Consider the following 14,721-nt stretch of genomic DNA (forward strand, 5'->3'; position numbering starts at 1 on the left):
AGGGTAGAGGGCATGCGTGTTGTCATCGCCCAATGCTCCGTAGATTACGTAGGCCGCCTCGACGCCCACCTTCCCATGGCGGACCGTCTCATCCTCATCAAAGCCGACGGTTCGGTGTCCATCCATGCGGATGACCGTGCCTATAAGCCGCTGAACTGGATGACTCCGCCGTGCACCTTTGAGGAGTCGGCGATTGAGGATATCGACGGCGAGGACACAGGAGAGAAGCTGTGGCTGGTAGAAAACCCGAAAGGTGAGCAGCTGCGCATCACCATCGCCCAGATCCACCAGGAGATTGACATGGATCTGGGAGAAGACCCCGGCTTGGTCAAGGATGGCGTGGAAGCCCACTTGCAGGAGCTGTTGGCGGAACACATCGAAACGTTGGGGGAGAAGTACTCGCTGGTGCGCCGCGAGTACCCCACCGCGATTGGTCCGGTAGACATCATGGCCAAGAACTCCAAGAATGAATTCGTAGCGGTCGAGGTCAAGCGCCGCGGCGGAATTGATGGCGTCGAGCAGCTCACGCGCTACCTTGAGTTGCTCAACCGCGACGACTTGCTAGCACCGGTCCACGGTGTGTTCGCAGCGCAGGAAATCAAGCCCCAAGCGCGGACCTTGGCGGAAGACCGCGGTATCCGCTGTGTCATCTTGGACTACCAAGAGCTGCGCGGCATCGAGTCCAACGAGCTGCGGTTGTTCTAGTGCCACGCCGCAACCGCAGAATTCGTGAGGAGCCGCGCTCCCTGCCGCGCGATGGAAGCTCGTTCCTCGGTTCACAGACCGTTCCCGGACCACGCTGGACTCATGGGGAGCCATTCCTCATGCGGCACGTCGGTAGTGCCGCCGCCCAGAAGTATTACGTGTGTCCGGGATGCAACCAAAACATCCCTCCTGGGGTGGCGCACATCGTGGCGTGGCCGCGGGATACCGGTGGGCGCGCTGACGACCGTCGCCATTGGCACCGGCACTGCTGGGAGCGGCGGTAGGATAGCGGGCATGATTGTTGCCTTTTCCGTAGCCCCCTCCGTCGTGGGCGATGAACGCGCTGAGATGTCCGAGGCCGTCGCCGAAGCCGTGCGTGTTGTCCGTGCTTCCGGCTTACCCAATGAGACCAATGCCATGTTTACCCTTGTGGAAGGCGAGTGGGATGAGGTCTTCGCGGTTATCAAGGAAGCCACCGATGCCGTGCGCGCGGTTTCGCCTCGTACCAGCCTGGTGATTAAAGCCGATATCCGCGAAGGCGTGACCGGGCAGATAACCCAAAAAGTAGATTCCGTTAATCGTTACCTGGAGGAGAATAAGTGACCGGACCGTACGTAGGAGGAGCCCTCGACCTCGGCGCCATCAAGCAGCAGGCGGAGGCGCGGGCGCAAGCTCAATCCGCAAATGCCGGAGCTGCTAACTCCGGCGGAGGAATTGCCCCTTTCTTCGAGGTCACCGAGCAGAACTTTGAGAATGACTTGGTGCGCCGTTCCGCGGAGGTGCCGGTTATCGCTCTGATCGGCTCGCCGCGCTCCCCGGCCTCCGAGCAGCTCAAGAAGGACTTCGAGGAGATGGCGGCTGCCGGTGGGCTCAAGTTCATCGTGGGCTATATCAACGCTGATGTCGTGCCCCAGGTGGCGCAGGTCTTCGGCGTGCAGAATCTGCCGACCACCGTTGCCATCGCAGCCGGCCAGCCCGTCACCAACTTCGAGGGCGGGCAGCCGCGCGAGAACCTAGAGCAGTGGGTAGCGGCGATCGTCGACAAGCTCGGCCCCCAGCTCAAAGGTTTGCCTGACCAAGATGTGGCGGGGGAGAGCCCAGAGGAAGAAGCAGCAGATCCTCGCCTGGGCCTGGCTGAGGACGCGCTCAACCGTGGCGATTTCGACGCTGCCATCGCTACCTACGAGGAGATTCTGGCCGCCGAGCCGGATAATGCGGAGATTAAGCAGGCGCGTGACACCACTGTGCTGCTCAAGCGCTTGGATCCGGCTAACCGTAGCGAGGACCCCATCGCCGCCGCCGATGCCGCCCCAGAGGACGTGGCAAAACAGCTCGACGCCGCCGATGCCGAAGTCGTCGCCGGCGCCCCCGACCGCGCCTTCGAGCGCCTCATCGAGGCCATGAAGCGCACCGCCGGGGACGAGAAGGAACAGCTCAAGACCCGCCTCTTGGAGCTCTTTGGGCTCTTTGATTCCGGTGACCCGCGCGTACTGGCCGCGCGCACGAAGCTGGCCAGCGCGTTGTATTAAAGACGGCGTAGTAAAAGGGGCCAGCTTGTGCCGGGCCCGAGAGCGACCTTCCCGGACTGTCGCGGGCTGGACCCTCAGGATGACTCAGTTGAGTCTTCTCCTGAGGGTCTTTTTTGCGTTCAAGCAATGATGTGACGTATGGCATGTTAAATTCCTGTTTGTGCGATACAGCACAATGGTTGTTTGACTCTTTCAGGAGGACTCTCATGCGCAAGCTCCTCGGCGTTGTTGGCGCCGCCTCTCTTGCTCTTAGCCTTACCGCCTGCGGAAGCGATAGCTCCGATAGTGCCGGCGGATCCAACTATGTTCGCGTGCTCGGTACTGAACCACAGCAGGGGCTCATTCCCGCGATGACGAATGAGAACGGCGGCGGACGCATCGTCGACATGCTGTTTTCCGGATTGGTGTACTACGACGCCGACGGCAACGTGCACAACGAGATGGCGGAGTCCATCGACAAGGAAGGAGAGAAGACCTACAAGGTCACGCTCAAGCCTGACCTGAAGTTCTCTGATGGCTCAGCCGTGACGGCTGATTCTTTCGTCGATACGTGGAACTACGCGGTGGCCAACGAGCAGCTCAATGAGAGCTTCTTCTCCTCCATCAAGGGCTACGGGGAAGGCGTCAAAGAAATGGAAGGCCTCAAGGTCATCGATGAGCGCACCTTCACCATCGAACTCACCCAACCGGAGAGCGACTTTCCGAGCCGCTTAGGCTACAACGCTTACTTCCCAGTCCCCGCGGCCGCGCTGGAGGACCCACAGGGCTTTGGCGAATCCCCGGTGTCGAACGGCCCCTACAAGATCAAGGAATGGAACCACAACCAGAACCTGATCATCGAGCCGAACCCGGAGTACAAGGGCGACCGCGCAGCGCAGAACGACGGCATCGCATTCGCCTTCTACGCCGATTCCAGCGCAGCCTACATGGACCTGTTGGCGAATAACCTCGACGTGCTCGAAGCCATTCCTTCGTCTGCCTTCGGTAGTTATGAGCAGGACCTGGCCGGCCGCCAAGAAACCAAGCCGGCTGCTACCTACCTGGAAATGTCCATCCACATGGAGACCCCGCACTTTAGTGGGGAAGAAGGCACGCTGCGCCGCAAGGCAATCTCGATGGCTATCAACCGTGAGGAGATCGCGGAGACCATCTTCCATGGCACCCGCACACCGGCCCGCGAGTTCACGTCACCGGTGCTGAATGGCTACAACGACAGCCTGCCCGGTTCGGAAAACCTGGACTATAACCCGGAGGAAGCCAAGAAGCTGTGGGCGGAGGCCGATAAGAAGTACGGTGCGTTTGAAGGCTCGTTCCCGATCAACTACAACACCGATGGTGACAACAAAGACTGGGCCGATGCCGTAGCCAACAACATCAGCAACACGCTGGGAATTCAAGCCGTGGGGAACCCCTATCCGGACTTCAAGTCCTTCCGCGATGCCTACCGCACCGAGCGTATGGATGGCGCCTACCGCACGGCTTGGTTCGCTGACTATCCCTCGATGGGTAACTTCCTTGGGCCAAACTTCACCACGGGTGTAGCTTCCAATGACTCGAAGTACTCCAACCCGGAGTTCGATGAACTGATTGTGAAGGCCAACGGCGCCGCAAATGAGGAGGAAGCCGCGAAGCTCTACAACCAGGCACAGGAGCTGCTGCTGCGTGACCTTCCCTCAATCCCGCTGTTCTACCCGAACGTGGTCGGCGGCTGGTCGAAGAACGTGGAGGATGTGACCTTCAACTGGAAGTCCCTGCCGGTGTACTACGCGGTGAAGAAGAACTAGGGATCTGGCCCTACAGGCACACCGAAATATGACTAAAGTGCGGAGGCATGACCTCCGTACTTTTCCTTTGCAATACCAACCGCGGTAAGTCTCAGATGGCGGCTGCCTTAGCTAAGAAGCATGCGCCCGATTGGGAAGTTCACTCCGCAGGCGTAAAGACCACTGAACAGCATCGTGCGCAGGGCGTGAACGCCGAGGCGCAGGCCTCTCTTGCAAAGGTCGGCGCCGACATGTCAGGAACGCCAACGTTGCTTGATGCCGGCCTCGCGTCTTCGGTGGATCACGTCATCATCGTCGGTGATGCCGACTATGACGGAGTGGCTGAGCGTTGGGAGATTGAGGACCCGTCCGTGCGTGGTCTAGAGGGAGGGGAGCGAATGGATGCGTTGCGCGATGACATTGATGCTCGCGTAAGAGCTTTCCTCGATACTCACGCACGAGACTGAAAACTGCAACTGCCCGAGTTGCCAAAACTAGCGGCTGGAATTCGATCTCAGCGGTGATCTTTGGCAGGTCGGGCAGTTGTGTTCTTAGAAACTAGCCGCGGAAGGCATACCACTGCACCGAGTTGGCCGGCAGGTGCAGCTGTACGTGGTTGCCTTCGGAGCGCACGCGGTGGGCAAGGTCGTTGCCAGCACCCTGATAGACGGCGTCGTCTGTGTTGATGAGCAGCTCCCACTCGCCATCGCGCGGCACCCAGAGGTCATAGTTGGGCACCGAGCTACCGGAGAAGTTGCACACCGCCAACAAGGCGGAGCCGTCCTTGCCGTAGCGGACGTAGCCGAGCATGTTGTTATTGGCGTCGTCAGCTTTCACCCACTGGAAGCCATCCTGCGTAAAGTCCTGAGTCCACAGGGCCGGCTGTTGCTTGTACACCGCGTTGAGGTCGCGCACCAGGCGCTTAATGCCGTGGTGCCACTCGTTGCCCCAGCCCTCCAAGTTGGACCAGTCCACGGAGTGGCCCTCTGCCCATTCGGTGGTCTGGCCAAACTCCTGGCCCATGAACATCAGCTGCTTGCCCGGGTGGGAGAACATGTAGCCATACAGCGCGCGCAGGCCCGCGGCCTTGTTCCAGTCATCGCCCGGCATGCGCTCCCACAAGGAACCCTTGCCGTGGACCACCTCGTCGTGGCTAAACGGGAGCACGTAGCGCTCCGAGTAGGCGTAGACCATGGAGAAGGTGAGCTCACCGTGGTGGTAGCGGCGGTGAATCGGCTCGTGTTTGAAGTACTCCAGGGTGTCGTTCATCCAGCCCATGTTCCACTTCAGGCTAAAGCCCAGGCCGCCCTCATGCGTCGGGGCGGTCACACCTGGCCAGGAGGTGGATTCCTCGGCGATGGTCAGCACGCCCGGGTGGTTACGGTTCAGCGTGGCGTTGGTCTCCTGGAGGAATTGGACTGCCTCCAGGTTCTCGCGCCCGCCGTAGATATTGGGCAGCCATTCCTCGCGGGAGTAGTCCAGGTAGAGCATGGAAGCAACGGCGTCGACACGCAAGCCGTCGACGTGGAACTCCTCGGCCCAGTACAGGGCGTTAGCCACGAGGAAGTTGCGAACCTCGTTGCGGCCGAAGTCGAAGACGTAGGTGCCCCAATCGGCCTGCTCACCGCGGCGCGGGTCCGGGTGCTCGTAGAGTGCCTGCCCGTCGAAGCGGCCCAGCGCCCATTCGTCCTTGGGGAAGTGCGCGGGCACCCAGTCGATAAAGACGCCGATGCCAGCGTTATGCAAATCGTCGATAAGCGCGCGCAGCTCATCCGGGGAGCCCCAGCGCGCGGAGGGAGCGTAGTAGCCGGAGACCTGGTAACCCCAGGAACCGCCGAAGGGGTGCTCGGCCACGGGCAGCAGCTCCACGTGGGTAAAGCCGTGCTCCACCAGGTAAGGGATGAGTTCTTCGCGCAAGCTGTTGTAGTTGGCGCCTACCTTCCAGGAGCCGACGTGGAGCTCGTAGACACTCATCGGGACGTCGAGGTCCCCGGTGCGCTTGCTCATCCACTCTTCATCGCTCCACTTGAAATTGGAGCGGGCCACCACGGAGGCGGTCTCCGGCGGGGCAATGGTGCGCTTGGCCAGGGGATCCGCCTTATCAATGCGCGGGGAGTTCTTGCCGTGGACCGCAAACTTATAGCGCTCGCCTTCGCCCACACCGGGGATGAAGACCTCCCAAATGCCCGTGGAGCCGAGGCTGCGCATGGGGTACTGGGTAGGGTTCCAGCCGCAGAAGTCACCGACCACGGCCACGCCCTCCGCGTTGGGCGCCCATACGGCAAATGCGGTTCCTTCGACCTCACCCAGGTCGGTGGTGTAGCTCTTGAGATTTGCACCCAGTACTTCCCAGAGGCGCTCGTGGCGGCCTTCCCCGATGAGGTGCTGATCCAATGTTCCCAAGGTGGGCAGGAAGTGATAGCCGTCCGCTACCTCGATGGCGGGCTGGCCCGGGTAGGTGATGCGCAGGCGGTAGTCTGCTTCTTCGGTAAGCGGGGCCTCCCAGATATCATCCCCAACCGCGCGCATCGCGGTGGTGCCGGAAGCGGTGACGAGCTCGACGGCTTCGGCACCGGGGCGGCGAGTGCGGACGGTTCCGTCGTGCCAGCCATAAAAATCATGGGGCGCGTGGTGGCGGCAGTTGTTAAGGCGTTCGAGGTCTGAGGCCGGGATGTTCATAAAGACCAAATTACCGAACAACACCCGCTCGCGGGGCAGAAGAGAAACCCCGCGCTACCCATGAAGGGGGTACTGGTTCAGCGTGGGGTTTCAGGGGCCTAAGAACCTAGGCGCGGTAGTCGTTCACTCGGCGCCAGGCAATGCGCTCCTGCAGGTCATGGTGGGCTGGCGGGAGGATGAAGATGTGGGCGACGTCACGCAGCGGCTCCAGGCGCACGAAGTTGCGGTCGGACCACTCGTAGGCGGCACCACTGATGGTGTCCTGCACTGTGAAGTGTTCACCCGGGTGGCGGCCCACGGCGGCCAGATCCACAAAGACCGTGGCCTCCTGCGCGTTGCGCGGATCCAGGTTGACCACCACGAGCACTACGTTGCCGGTAGCAGGATCGGCCTTGGAGTAGGCGATGATGGCCTCGTTATCCGTGTTGTGGAAGCGCAGCGTGCGCAGCTGCTGGAGGGCCGGGTTTTCGCGGCGGATGAGGTTGAGCAGCCGGATATAGGATTCCAGGGAGTCACCGGACTTGACAGCGGCCTGGAAGTCGCGCGGGCGCAGCTCGTACTTCTCCGAGTCGAGATATTCCTCGCTGCCCGGCTTGACGGCCTGGTGCTCGTAGAGCTCGAAGCCCGAGTACACGCCCCACAGCGGGGAGAGCGTGGCCGCCAGGGTGGCGCGGATGGCGAACATGGCGCGCCCACCGGTCTGCAGGGATTCGTGGAGAATATCCGGGGTATTGACAAAGAGGTTGGGGCGGCAGATATCGGCCTGCTCCACGTGCATCTGCGCGAATTCGGTGAGCTCGTGCTTGGAGGTCTGCCACGTGAAGTAGGTATAGGACTGCGTAAATCCAGCCTTGGCCAGGCCGAACAGGCGCGGGGCGCGGGTGAAGGCCTCGGCGAGGAAGATGACCTCTGGGTGGGTGACGTGCACCTTGGAAATCAGCCAGTTCCAGAAGTTAGCCGGTTTGGTGTGCGGGTTGTCCACGCGGAAAGTATGCACGCCGGCCTCGATCCAGATCATGACGATGCGATAGATTTCCGCGTAGATGGCGTCCGGGTCGTTATCGAAGTTCAGCGGGTAGATGTCCTGGTACTTTTTCGGCGGGTTCTCCGCGTAGGCAATGGTGCCATCGGCCAGGACGGTGAAAAATTCCGGGTTGGTCTTAGCCCACGGGTGGTCCGGGGAGGCCTGTAGAGCCAGGTCCAGGGCCACCTCCAGGCCCAAGTCGGCGGCCTTCTTGACCAGCTCCTTGAAGTCCTCCATGGTGCCCAGGTCCGGGTGTGTGGTGGAGTGATCTTGGATGGCCCAGGGCGAGCCCACATCACCGGGCTCAGCCACCACCGAATTGTTGCGGCCCTTGCGGTGCACCTTGCCAATGGGGTGGATGGGTGGGAAGTAAACGGTATCGAAACCCATGGCGGCCACACGCTCGAGTGCCTGTGCCGTGGTCTTAAATGTGCCGTGCACGGGGTTGCCCTCGTCATCCCAGCCACCGGTGGAGCGTGGGAAGAGCTCGTACCAGGAGCTGTAGAGGGCCTCGCGGCGTTCCACGAGGACCTCGTGAATGTCACCCTCCACCAGCAGGTGGCGCAGGGGGTGGTGGTGGAGGACGTCCGCGACCTCGTCGGACAGCGCGGTGCGCACGCGCTTGTCGACGTCCCCCGTTTCATCCTTCAGCTCCTTCGCCGCCTTAAAGAGCAGATCCGCCTTGTCGCTCGGGCACTGGATTGCCGCCTCCTCGAAAAGTTCGGCGCCGTGCAAGAGATCGTTGCTGAGCTCCTCCGCGGACTGCCCGGCCTCCATCTTCTTGACCACCGCGTTGCGCCACGTAGACATCGGATCCGACCAAGCGTCGACGCGGAAGAACCAGCGGCCGGCGGTGGCCGGGCTAAACACGCCGTGGACCCGGTCCGGATTCTCCGGGTCCACCGTCATGGTCACGGCAGAAGTGGACGGGGAGTCAGTGTTCCACACCGACAGCGTCGCGGCGACGGCATCGTGGCCCTCACGCCACACCAGCGCGGTAACAGGAACGACCTCTCCGACAACGGCCTTTGAGGCTGCATTACCGGAGAGGGAGGGGCGGACATCGTCGATACCAAGGCGTTGAGTCATGCCCATAGAATAATGCAGCTGTGGCAGTTTCACCGGGGAAGGCTGTGTCAGTTTCACCGGGGGCGGAAGGTTTCGGCCACAATGGTGCGTGTGAACACTCCAGAGCAACAAAGCCAGCAAGACCCCGAACTGATGGACACCGACGAGGATTGGTTGATTGACTTCCGCGGCGTCGAATTGCGACGGGGTGGGCGCACGCTGGTGGGGCCCATCGACTGGCAGGTGGGGCTCGACGAACGCTGGGTCATCATCGGCCCCAACGGTGCAGGCAAGACCTCCCTGGTGCGGATGGCCGCCGCCGAAGAGTTTCCCTCCGCCGGCGTGGCATACCTGATGGGGGAGCGCCTGGGTAAGACGGATATGCGTGATCTGCGCGCCGCCATTGGCATTTCCTCCGCCGCTGTCCAGCACCGCATCCCGGACAACGAGCGCGTCGATGACCTCGTGGTCTCCGCCGGCTATGCCGTGCTCGGCCGCTGGCGTGAGGACTACCAAGACATGGATTTCTCCCGCGCCGATGACATCCTGGCTCAAGTCGGCGCATCCCACTTGGCCAAGCGCACCTGGGGCACCCTTTCCGAAGGCGAGAAGAAGCGCGTCATCCTCGCCCGCGCGCTCATGGCCAACCCGGAGCTGCTCATCCTGGATGAGCCCTCCGCCGGCATGGACTTGGGTGGACGCGAGGACCTGGTGGGCTACCTCGGGGACCTAGCGCTCGATGCGGATGCCCCGGCGATTGTCATGATCACCCACCACGTGGAGGAAATACCTTACGGGTTTACGCATGCGATGCTCTTGGATGAGGGTAAGGTCGTGGCCAAAGGACTCATTAATTCTGTCCTGACGTCGGAAAACCTCTCCAAGGCCTTCCACCAGCCCATCCAGGTGGATCGCATTGGGGAGCGGTACTTCGCCCGGCGCACCCGCTAATCTCTAGTTCACCCCAAGAATTCTGCTCCTTCGCGGGCACGGAAAGTTGCATGAGCCAGTCCATCCACGACAGCCTTGACGCCATCGACCCTGGCGAAACCACCGGCTTCAATGGGGCACGCTTGGCCGCTACCGTCCTCCTGTTGCGCGATACCGCAGAGGGTCTGCGCGTGTGGATCCAGGAACGCGTGCGCACCATGCGCAATTACCCCGGCCACGTCGTGTTTCCCGGCGGCGGGGTAGACCCGCGTGACTTCCCACCCCGCACCTGGGACTCCGGCGAACTGTGGGCAGGCCGCTCAGTGGTGTCCATGGCACGCCGCATGGGTGTCACCAAGTACAAGGCCCACGCCCTTGTCTTCGCCGCGGCCCGGGAACTTTTCGAAGAGGCCGGCACGCTGCTGGCCATCCGCGAAGACGGCCTAGTCTCCGATGCCTCGCGCTATCACCGCGAGCGCGAGCTACTGGAATCCCACGAGATTTCTTTTACCGAATTCCTGGAACACAACGGCATGCGTGTCGACGCCGACATGTTCCTTCCCTGGTCCCGCTGGGCAGGTGAGGACAATGACCACTGGTTCGACACCTTCTTCTTCATCGGTGTGCTTCCCGAGGGCCAAGAACCGGATGGCGAAACAGGGGAGGCCGATGACGCCGGTTGGTTCGATCCACAACTGGTTCTCGACGGCTGGCGCGCCGGGCTGGTACGCCTAGCCATCCCCACCTGGGCGCAGCTCAAGCGCCTCACGTCCTATTCCAGCGTCAAGGAAGTCTTGGACGATGCCTCCTTCTCCGATCTGCGCCCCATCATCGGGGATCCCCGGGACGATGAACGCTACCGCGAGTACTTCACCACATTCCCCGTCAACCGCATCTAGAAAAGCACACCATGAGCTACACCCTGGACGAAGTCGCCTTTCTGCGCGAGAATGCAGCCGCCATCGACGCCGCCGCGGCGGACCTGGAGGGAACAAAGAAGGCGCACCTGAGGGACGTCGCCAAGCTGCAGGCCCAGCTCGGTGATTATGGGCGCGCCGTAGCCGAGCTCATTCAAGCCCGCAGCTCCGGAAAGCTGCCGCAAGACTGGCTTATGGACCACGACTCTGCACAACAGGCCACTCCACCCGCGGTGGCGGCTTACCGCGCGCAATTCCTCCAGGAGCGCAACGTGGACTTAGTCCACGACCTCACCTGCTCCATCGGCACCGAGGGGCAGGCTTATCGCCCCGGTGCTTATGTGGGCAGCGACCTGGATGCCTCGCGCGTGGCCATGGCGCGGCACAACATTGAGCATCCCGTCTTTCGCGCAGATGCGCTGACAACAACGACGACCGCCCAGGTCTGCATCGCCGATCCCGCCCGGCGCCAAGGCGGCAACCGCATCACCCGGCTTGACCAACTGCTACCACCACCGGCAGATCTGCTGGACACCCACGGTGAGATGGCCATCAAATGCGCGCCGGGAATCGACCACTCCGAATGGGAAGGTCTGGCCTGCGTGGTCAGCCTCGACGGCGGGGTGAAGGAAACCTGCCTGTACACCCCGGGCCTGGGAACGGGGAAGAGGGCAGTGGTCCTCAACACCACGCCCGAAGGAGTGACCACGGACGTCATTGATGACGGCATCGCAGAGCACGAGCTTCCCGACGCCGGCCCCATCGGCCGCTTTCTCATCGACCCCGACGGCGCCATCGTGCGCGCCGGGCTGGTGCGCCACTACGCCGCGCGGGAAGGCCTGCACCAACTGGACCCGCGCATTGCCTACCTCACCGGTGACCGCCTGCCTAACGGCACGTCCGGATTTGAATTCATCGAGATGGTCCCCATGAAGAAGCTCAAGGCGGCCATGGTTGCCCACGATGTTGGCTCGCTGGAAATCCTGGTACGCGGGCAAGATGTCAACCCGGATCAGTTGCGCAAGAAGCTCAAGCTGAAGGGTTCAACGGCCAAGACCCTCGTGGTCACGCGCATCGGGGCGAAGGGAGTCGCGGTGTTGTGTGGACCGCGAGTAGTATCGTCCGAAGGTAATTACGCACCCTAATAGTTTCAAAATTTACGGAAGGGGAAGTGCCCACATGCCAGTCATTGTGGCTCTGGTCAAGCACGTACCGGATACGTGGTCAACCAAGACCCTCGAGGCGGACCACACCTTGGACCGCACCTCGGTGGATAACGTCATCGATGAGGTCAACGAGTACTCCGTCGAACAAGCCCTGCGCCTGCGCGACGATAACGCTGATGCCGGCTACGAGGTCGTGGCGCTTACTATGGGCCCGGCGGCAGCCGACGAGGCCCTGCGCAAGGCCCTGGCCATGGGCGCGGACCACGCCGTGCACGTGACGGATGACGCCCTCGCTGGCGCCGACGCACTGGCCACCGCCTGGGTTCTTAACGCCGCGATCAACAAGGTGGCTGAGAAATTCGGTGAGGTCCAGGTCATCACCTTGGGCAATAATTCCTCGGACGCCTCCACCGGGCTTATCGCAGGGCTCTTGGCCGAGTACCGCCAGCTGCCCGCGCTCACGGAGCTCAAGGCAGCCTCCCTGACCGGTGCCACCGCCACCGGCACCCGCGAGGACGCCCACGGCCACTGGGAACTTGAGGCCAACCTGCCGGCCATTCTGTCCTTTACGGATAAGGCCGACAAGCCGCGCTTCCCCAACTTCAAGGGCCTGATGGCCGCCAAGAAGGCTGAGGTCACCACGCTCGCCGTGGCGGACCTGGGCATCGACGGCGTGCCGTCCACGACCACGGTGACCGCCTCCGCGCAGCGCCCAGCCCGCACCGCCGGTGAGGTCATCACCGATCCTGATCCGGCCGTGGCTGCCGCCAAGGTCGCGGACTTCCTGGCCGCCAAGAATCTCATCGAGGGTTAAGGAGAAAAGATATGTCTCACGTTTATGTCTTGGTTGAGCACGAAGCAGAGCAGCTCAGCCCCGTTACCGGCGAGCTGATTACCGCCGCCCGCGCACTCGGTACCGTCTCCGCCGTCGTCGTGGCCAAGGATGCCGCCACCGCCGCCTCCTTCGATGCCGAGTTGGGCAACCTCGGTGCAGCCCAGGTAGTTCAGGCCACCGCCGCGGACTATGAGCAGCGCATCGTCACCCCGGAAGTTGACGCCCTCCACGCCCTGGCCGCCAATAACCCGGCGCCCATCGTGCTGGCTGCCACCCCGACTAACAACGAGATCGCCGGCCGCCTCGCCGCCCGCCTGGGCTCGGGCGCCCTGGTCAACGTCGACGGCATCAACGCTGATGGCTCCGCACACCACACCATCTTCGGCGGCTCCTACGAGACCTCCTCCACGGCCACCGGCTCTGTGGTCTACACTCTGCGCCCGGGAACCGTCACCGCGGAACCGCAGCCGGTCACCGCAGCTCCTGCTCCTTTTGAGCTGCCGGCTGCCACGGCTAAGGACGTCACCGTCACCTCCTTCACCCCGGCGGAGAAGACCGCCCGTCCGGAGCTAACCTCCGCGAAGGTCGTTGTGGCCGGTGGCCGCGGTGTGGGCGACAAGTTCGCCGACGTGGTGGAGCCGCTTGCCGACGTCCTCGGTGCCGCCGTCGGCGCCACCCGCGACGCTGTGGACGAAGGTTTCTACGACCCTGCTTTCCAGATTGGCCAGACCGGCGTGACCGTCTCCCCGAAGCTCTACATCGGCCTGGGTATTTCCGGTGCAATCCAGCACACCTCCGGTATGCAGACCTCGGAGACCATCGTTGTGGTCAACCAGGATCAGGACGAGCCCTTCTTCCAGATCGCCGACCTCGGCGTGGTGGGCGACCTCCACGAGATCGCTCCGGCGCTGGTCACCGAGCTTGAGTCCCGCAAGGGGGCCGGCAACTAATGCCTCGCTACCTCGATTACGCAGCTACCCAACCCATGCGCCAGTGCGCCATCGACGCCTGGGTCGACGCCGCCGGGTCCCTCAACCCCGGCTCTGCCTATGGCTCTGGGCGCAAGGCACGCTCCGTGTTGGATGACGCCCGCGAGACCGTCGCCGAGCTGCTCGGCTGCGAACCCATCGAGGTAGTCTTTACCTCCTCCGGCACGGAGGCGGATAACATTGCAATCCAGGGCCTTTTCCGTGCGGGGTCGGATACGACACCGCACATCATCTCGACCCCCATCGAGCACCCCGCCGTCCTCGAGACCGTAGAGAAGCTGCGCGCTGAGCACGGCGCCACCGTGGACCTGCTTCCGGTTGATTCCACCGGCCACGTCAATGACCTCGCTGCCCTGGATACCCCGGCCGCTGTGGCCACCTGCATGTGGGCCAACAACGAGACCGGCGCCATCCAGCCGGTCGCCGACATTGTTCAGCGCGCCGCCGCGCAGAACACCCCTGTGCATATCGACGCCGTGCAGGTCACCGGCAAGCTGCCCATCAATTTCCATGAGCTGGGTGCCACCACACTGGCGGCCAGCGCTCACAAGTTCGGCGGGCCCCGCGGCATCGGCCTGCTGCTCGCGCGCCGCACCCCGGCGCCTCAACCCATTGCCTTCGGCGGCGGCCAGGAGCGCGGCATCCGCCCCGGCACCGTGGACGTGGCCAGCGCGAGCGCACTCGCCGCGGCCCTGCGTGAATCTGTCGCGGACATGGAGCAGGAGACCGCTCGCCTGAGCGCACTCCGTGACAAGCTCAAGGCCGGCATCGAGTCCAGCATCGACAACGTCATCATCAACTCCGTCGAGCCCACCTTGGCCTCCCACCTCCACGTGTCCTTCCCGGGCACGGATGGTGACAGCCTCATCATGCTTCTCGACGCCTCCGGCATCGAAGCCTCCGCCGGCTCCGCCTGCCACGCGGGCGTTAACCGCATGTCCCACGTGCTCGAAGCCATGGGCATCGATGAGGAACACGGACGCGGCTCCCTGCGCTTTAGCCTGGGACGCCTCACCACCGACGAGGACATTGACGTGGTTCTGGCGGAGCTTCCGGAGATCATTCGTCGCGCTCGTTCGGTTTAGCGCAAGTATTCAATCAAGATCACAGCTATTC

At 62.8% G+C, this 14,721-nt stretch carries 14 protein-coding genes; 12 read left to right on the forward strand and 2 right to left on the reverse strand.

Annotation, left to right across the window (positions count from 1 at the left end):
- The first annotated feature begins 12 nt into the window (after positions 1-12).
- The 6 genes from nucS to HMPREF2604_RS02705 all read left to right on the forward strand — a co-directional run bounded on the left by nucS (position 13) and on the right by HMPREF2604_RS02705 (position 4,464).
- Positions 13-705, forward strand: coding sequence for an endonuclease NucS (nucS, locus tag HMPREF2604_RS02685; protein ID WP_070525197.1), 693 nt, complete (start codon positions 13-15; stop codon positions 703-705).
- Positions 705-989 carry a hypothetical protein gene (locus HMPREF2604_RS14260; protein WP_083299155.1) on the forward strand — a complete coding sequence of 95 codons (285 nt, stop codon included), beginning with the start codon at positions 705-707 and terminating at the stop codon, positions 987-989. Before nucS ends, HMPREF2604_RS14260 begins: the two co-directional genes overlap by 1 nt.
- A gap of 10 nt (positions 990-999) precedes the next feature.
- Positions 1,000-1,308: a thiamine-binding protein gene (locus HMPREF2604_RS02690; protein ID WP_070525199.1), complete on the forward strand. Its 309-nt coding sequence runs from the start codon at positions 1,000-1,002 to the stop codon at positions 1,306-1,308.
- Positions 1,305-2,234, forward strand: coding sequence for a tetratricopeptide repeat protein (locus HMPREF2604_RS02695; RefSeq protein WP_070525201.1), 930 nt, complete (start codon positions 1,305-1,307; stop codon positions 2,232-2,234). Before HMPREF2604_RS02690 ends, HMPREF2604_RS02695 begins: the two co-directional genes overlap by 4 nt.
- Positions 2,235-2,440: 206 nt before the next feature.
- Positions 2,441-4,018, forward strand: coding sequence for a peptide ABC transporter substrate-binding protein (locus HMPREF2604_RS02700; RefSeq protein WP_070525203.1), 1,578 nt, complete (start codon positions 2,441-2,443; stop codon positions 4,016-4,018).
- Positions 4,019-4,065: 47 nt separating this feature from the next.
- Positions 4,066-4,464, forward strand: coding sequence for an arsenate reductase/protein-tyrosine-phosphatase family protein (locus HMPREF2604_RS02705; RefSeq protein ID WP_070563045.1), 399 nt, complete (start codon positions 4,066-4,068; stop codon positions 4,462-4,464).
- A gap of 91 nt (positions 4,465-4,555) precedes the next feature.
- On the opposite strand, the gene glgB is transcribed toward HMPREF2604_RS02705, so the two are convergent.
- Together glgB and HMPREF2604_RS02715 are read right to left on the reverse strand one after the other, a co-directional pair.
- Positions 4,556-6,676 (reverse strand): 1,4-alpha-glucan branching protein GlgB, encoded by a 2,121-nt coding sequence (gene glgB, locus HMPREF2604_RS02710; RefSeq protein WP_070525273.1) that lies wholly within the window; start codon positions 6,674-6,676, stop codon positions 4,556-4,558.
- Between the two features lie 106 nt (positions 6,677-6,782).
- Positions 6,783-8,789: a maltotransferase domain-containing protein gene (locus tag HMPREF2604_RS02715; RefSeq protein WP_070525277.1), complete on the reverse strand. Its 2,007-nt coding sequence runs from the start codon at positions 8,787-8,789 to the stop codon at positions 6,783-6,785.
- Between the two features lie 132 nt (positions 8,790-8,921).
- Between HMPREF2604_RS02715 and HMPREF2604_RS02720 the strand changes: the two genes are divergently transcribed.
- The 6 genes from HMPREF2604_RS02720 to HMPREF2604_RS02745 are packed head-to-tail and all read left to right on the forward strand — an operon-like array spanning position 8,922 to position 14,690.
- A complete protein-coding gene (locus HMPREF2604_RS02720; RefSeq protein WP_371440685.1) occupies positions 8,922-9,719 on the forward strand; it encodes an ABC transporter ATP-binding protein in 798 nt (265 codons plus the stop codon).
- Between the two features lie 50 nt (positions 9,720-9,769).
- Entirely contained in the window at positions 9,770-10,597 is an 828-nt protein-coding gene (locus HMPREF2604_RS02725) for an NUDIX hydrolase (protein ID WP_070525210.1), read from the forward strand.
- Between the two features lie 11 nt (positions 10,598-10,608).
- Entirely contained in the window at positions 10,609-11,760 is a 1,152-nt protein-coding gene (locus HMPREF2604_RS02730) for a THUMP-like domain-containing protein (protein WP_070525212.1), read from the forward strand.
- Positions 11,761-11,794: 34 nt separating this feature from the next.
- The gene (locus HMPREF2604_RS02735; RefSeq protein ID WP_070525214.1) at positions 11,795-12,595 is read left to right on the forward strand and encodes an electron transfer flavoprotein subunit beta/FixA family protein; all 801 of its coding nucleotides are present in this window, start codon (positions 11,795-11,797) and stop codon (positions 12,593-12,595) included.
- 11 nt (positions 12,596-12,606) lie between these two features.
- Positions 12,607-13,566 (forward strand): electron transfer flavoprotein subunit alpha/FixB family protein, encoded by a 960-nt coding sequence (locus tag HMPREF2604_RS02740; protein ID WP_070525217.1) that lies wholly within the window; start codon positions 12,607-12,609, stop codon positions 13,564-13,566.
- Positions 13,566-14,690 carry a cysteine desulfurase family protein gene (locus HMPREF2604_RS02745; protein ID WP_070525219.1) on the forward strand — a complete coding sequence of 375 codons (1,125 nt, stop codon included), beginning with the start codon at positions 13,566-13,568 and terminating at the stop codon, positions 14,688-14,690. Before HMPREF2604_RS02740 ends, HMPREF2604_RS02745 begins: the two co-directional genes overlap by 1 nt.
- Positions 14,691-14,721: the final 31 nt, after the last annotated feature.

The organism is Corynebacterium sp. HMSC055A01 (genome assembly GCF_001809405.1).
In the GTDB taxonomy this organism is placed as follows: domain Bacteria; phylum Actinomycetota; class Actinomycetes; order Mycobacteriales; family Mycobacteriaceae; genus Corynebacterium; species Corynebacterium hesseae.

Bases quoted from the DNA above. Each gene is read 5' to 3' on its own strand.
- HMPREF2604_RS02700 (WP_070525203.1), top strand. From the start codon at position 2,441: ATGCGCAAGCTCCTCGGCGTTGTTGGCGCCGCCTCTCTTGCTCTTAGC.
- HMPREF2604_RS02720 (WP_371440685.1), top strand. From the start codon at position 8,922: ATGGACACCGACGAGGATTGGTTGATTGACTTCCGCGGCGTCGAATTG.
- HMPREF2604_RS02730 (WP_070525212.1), top strand. From the start codon at position 10,609: ATGAGCTACACCCTGGACGAAGTCGCCTTTCTGCGCGAGAATGCAGCC.
- HMPREF2604_RS02735 (WP_070525214.1), top strand. From the start codon at position 11,795: ATGCCAGTCATTGTGGCTCTGGTCAAGCACGTACCGGATACGTGGTCA.
- HMPREF2604_RS02745 (WP_070525219.1), top strand. From the start codon at position 13,566: ATGCCTCGCTACCTCGATTACGCAGCTACCCAACCCATGCGCCAGTGC.
- nucS (WP_070525197.1), top strand. From the start codon at position 13: ATGCGTGTTGTCATCGCCCAATGCTCCGTAGATTACGTAGGCCGCCTC.
- HMPREF2604_RS02740 (WP_070525217.1), top strand. From the start codon at position 12,607: ATGTCTCACGTTTATGTCTTGGTTGAGCACGAAGCAGAGCAGCTCAGC.
- HMPREF2604_RS02705 (WP_070563045.1), top strand. From the start codon at position 4,066: ATGACCTCCGTACTTTTCCTTTGCAATACCAACCGCGGTAAGTCTCAG.
- HMPREF2604_RS02715 (WP_070525277.1), bottom strand. From the start codon at position 8,789: ATGACTCAACGCCTTGGTATCGACGATGTCCGCCCCTCCCTCTCCGGT.
- HMPREF2604_RS02725 (WP_070525210.1), top strand. From the start codon at position 9,770: ATGAGCCAGTCCATCCACGACAGCCTTGACGCCATCGACCCTGGCGAA.
- HMPREF2604_RS02690 (WP_070525199.1), top strand. From the start codon at position 1,000: ATGATTGTTGCCTTTTCCGTAGCCCCCTCCGTCGTGGGCGATGAACGC.
- glgB (WP_070525273.1), bottom strand. From the start codon at position 6,676: ATGAACATCCCGGCCTCAGACCTCGAACGCCTTAACAACTGCCGCCAC.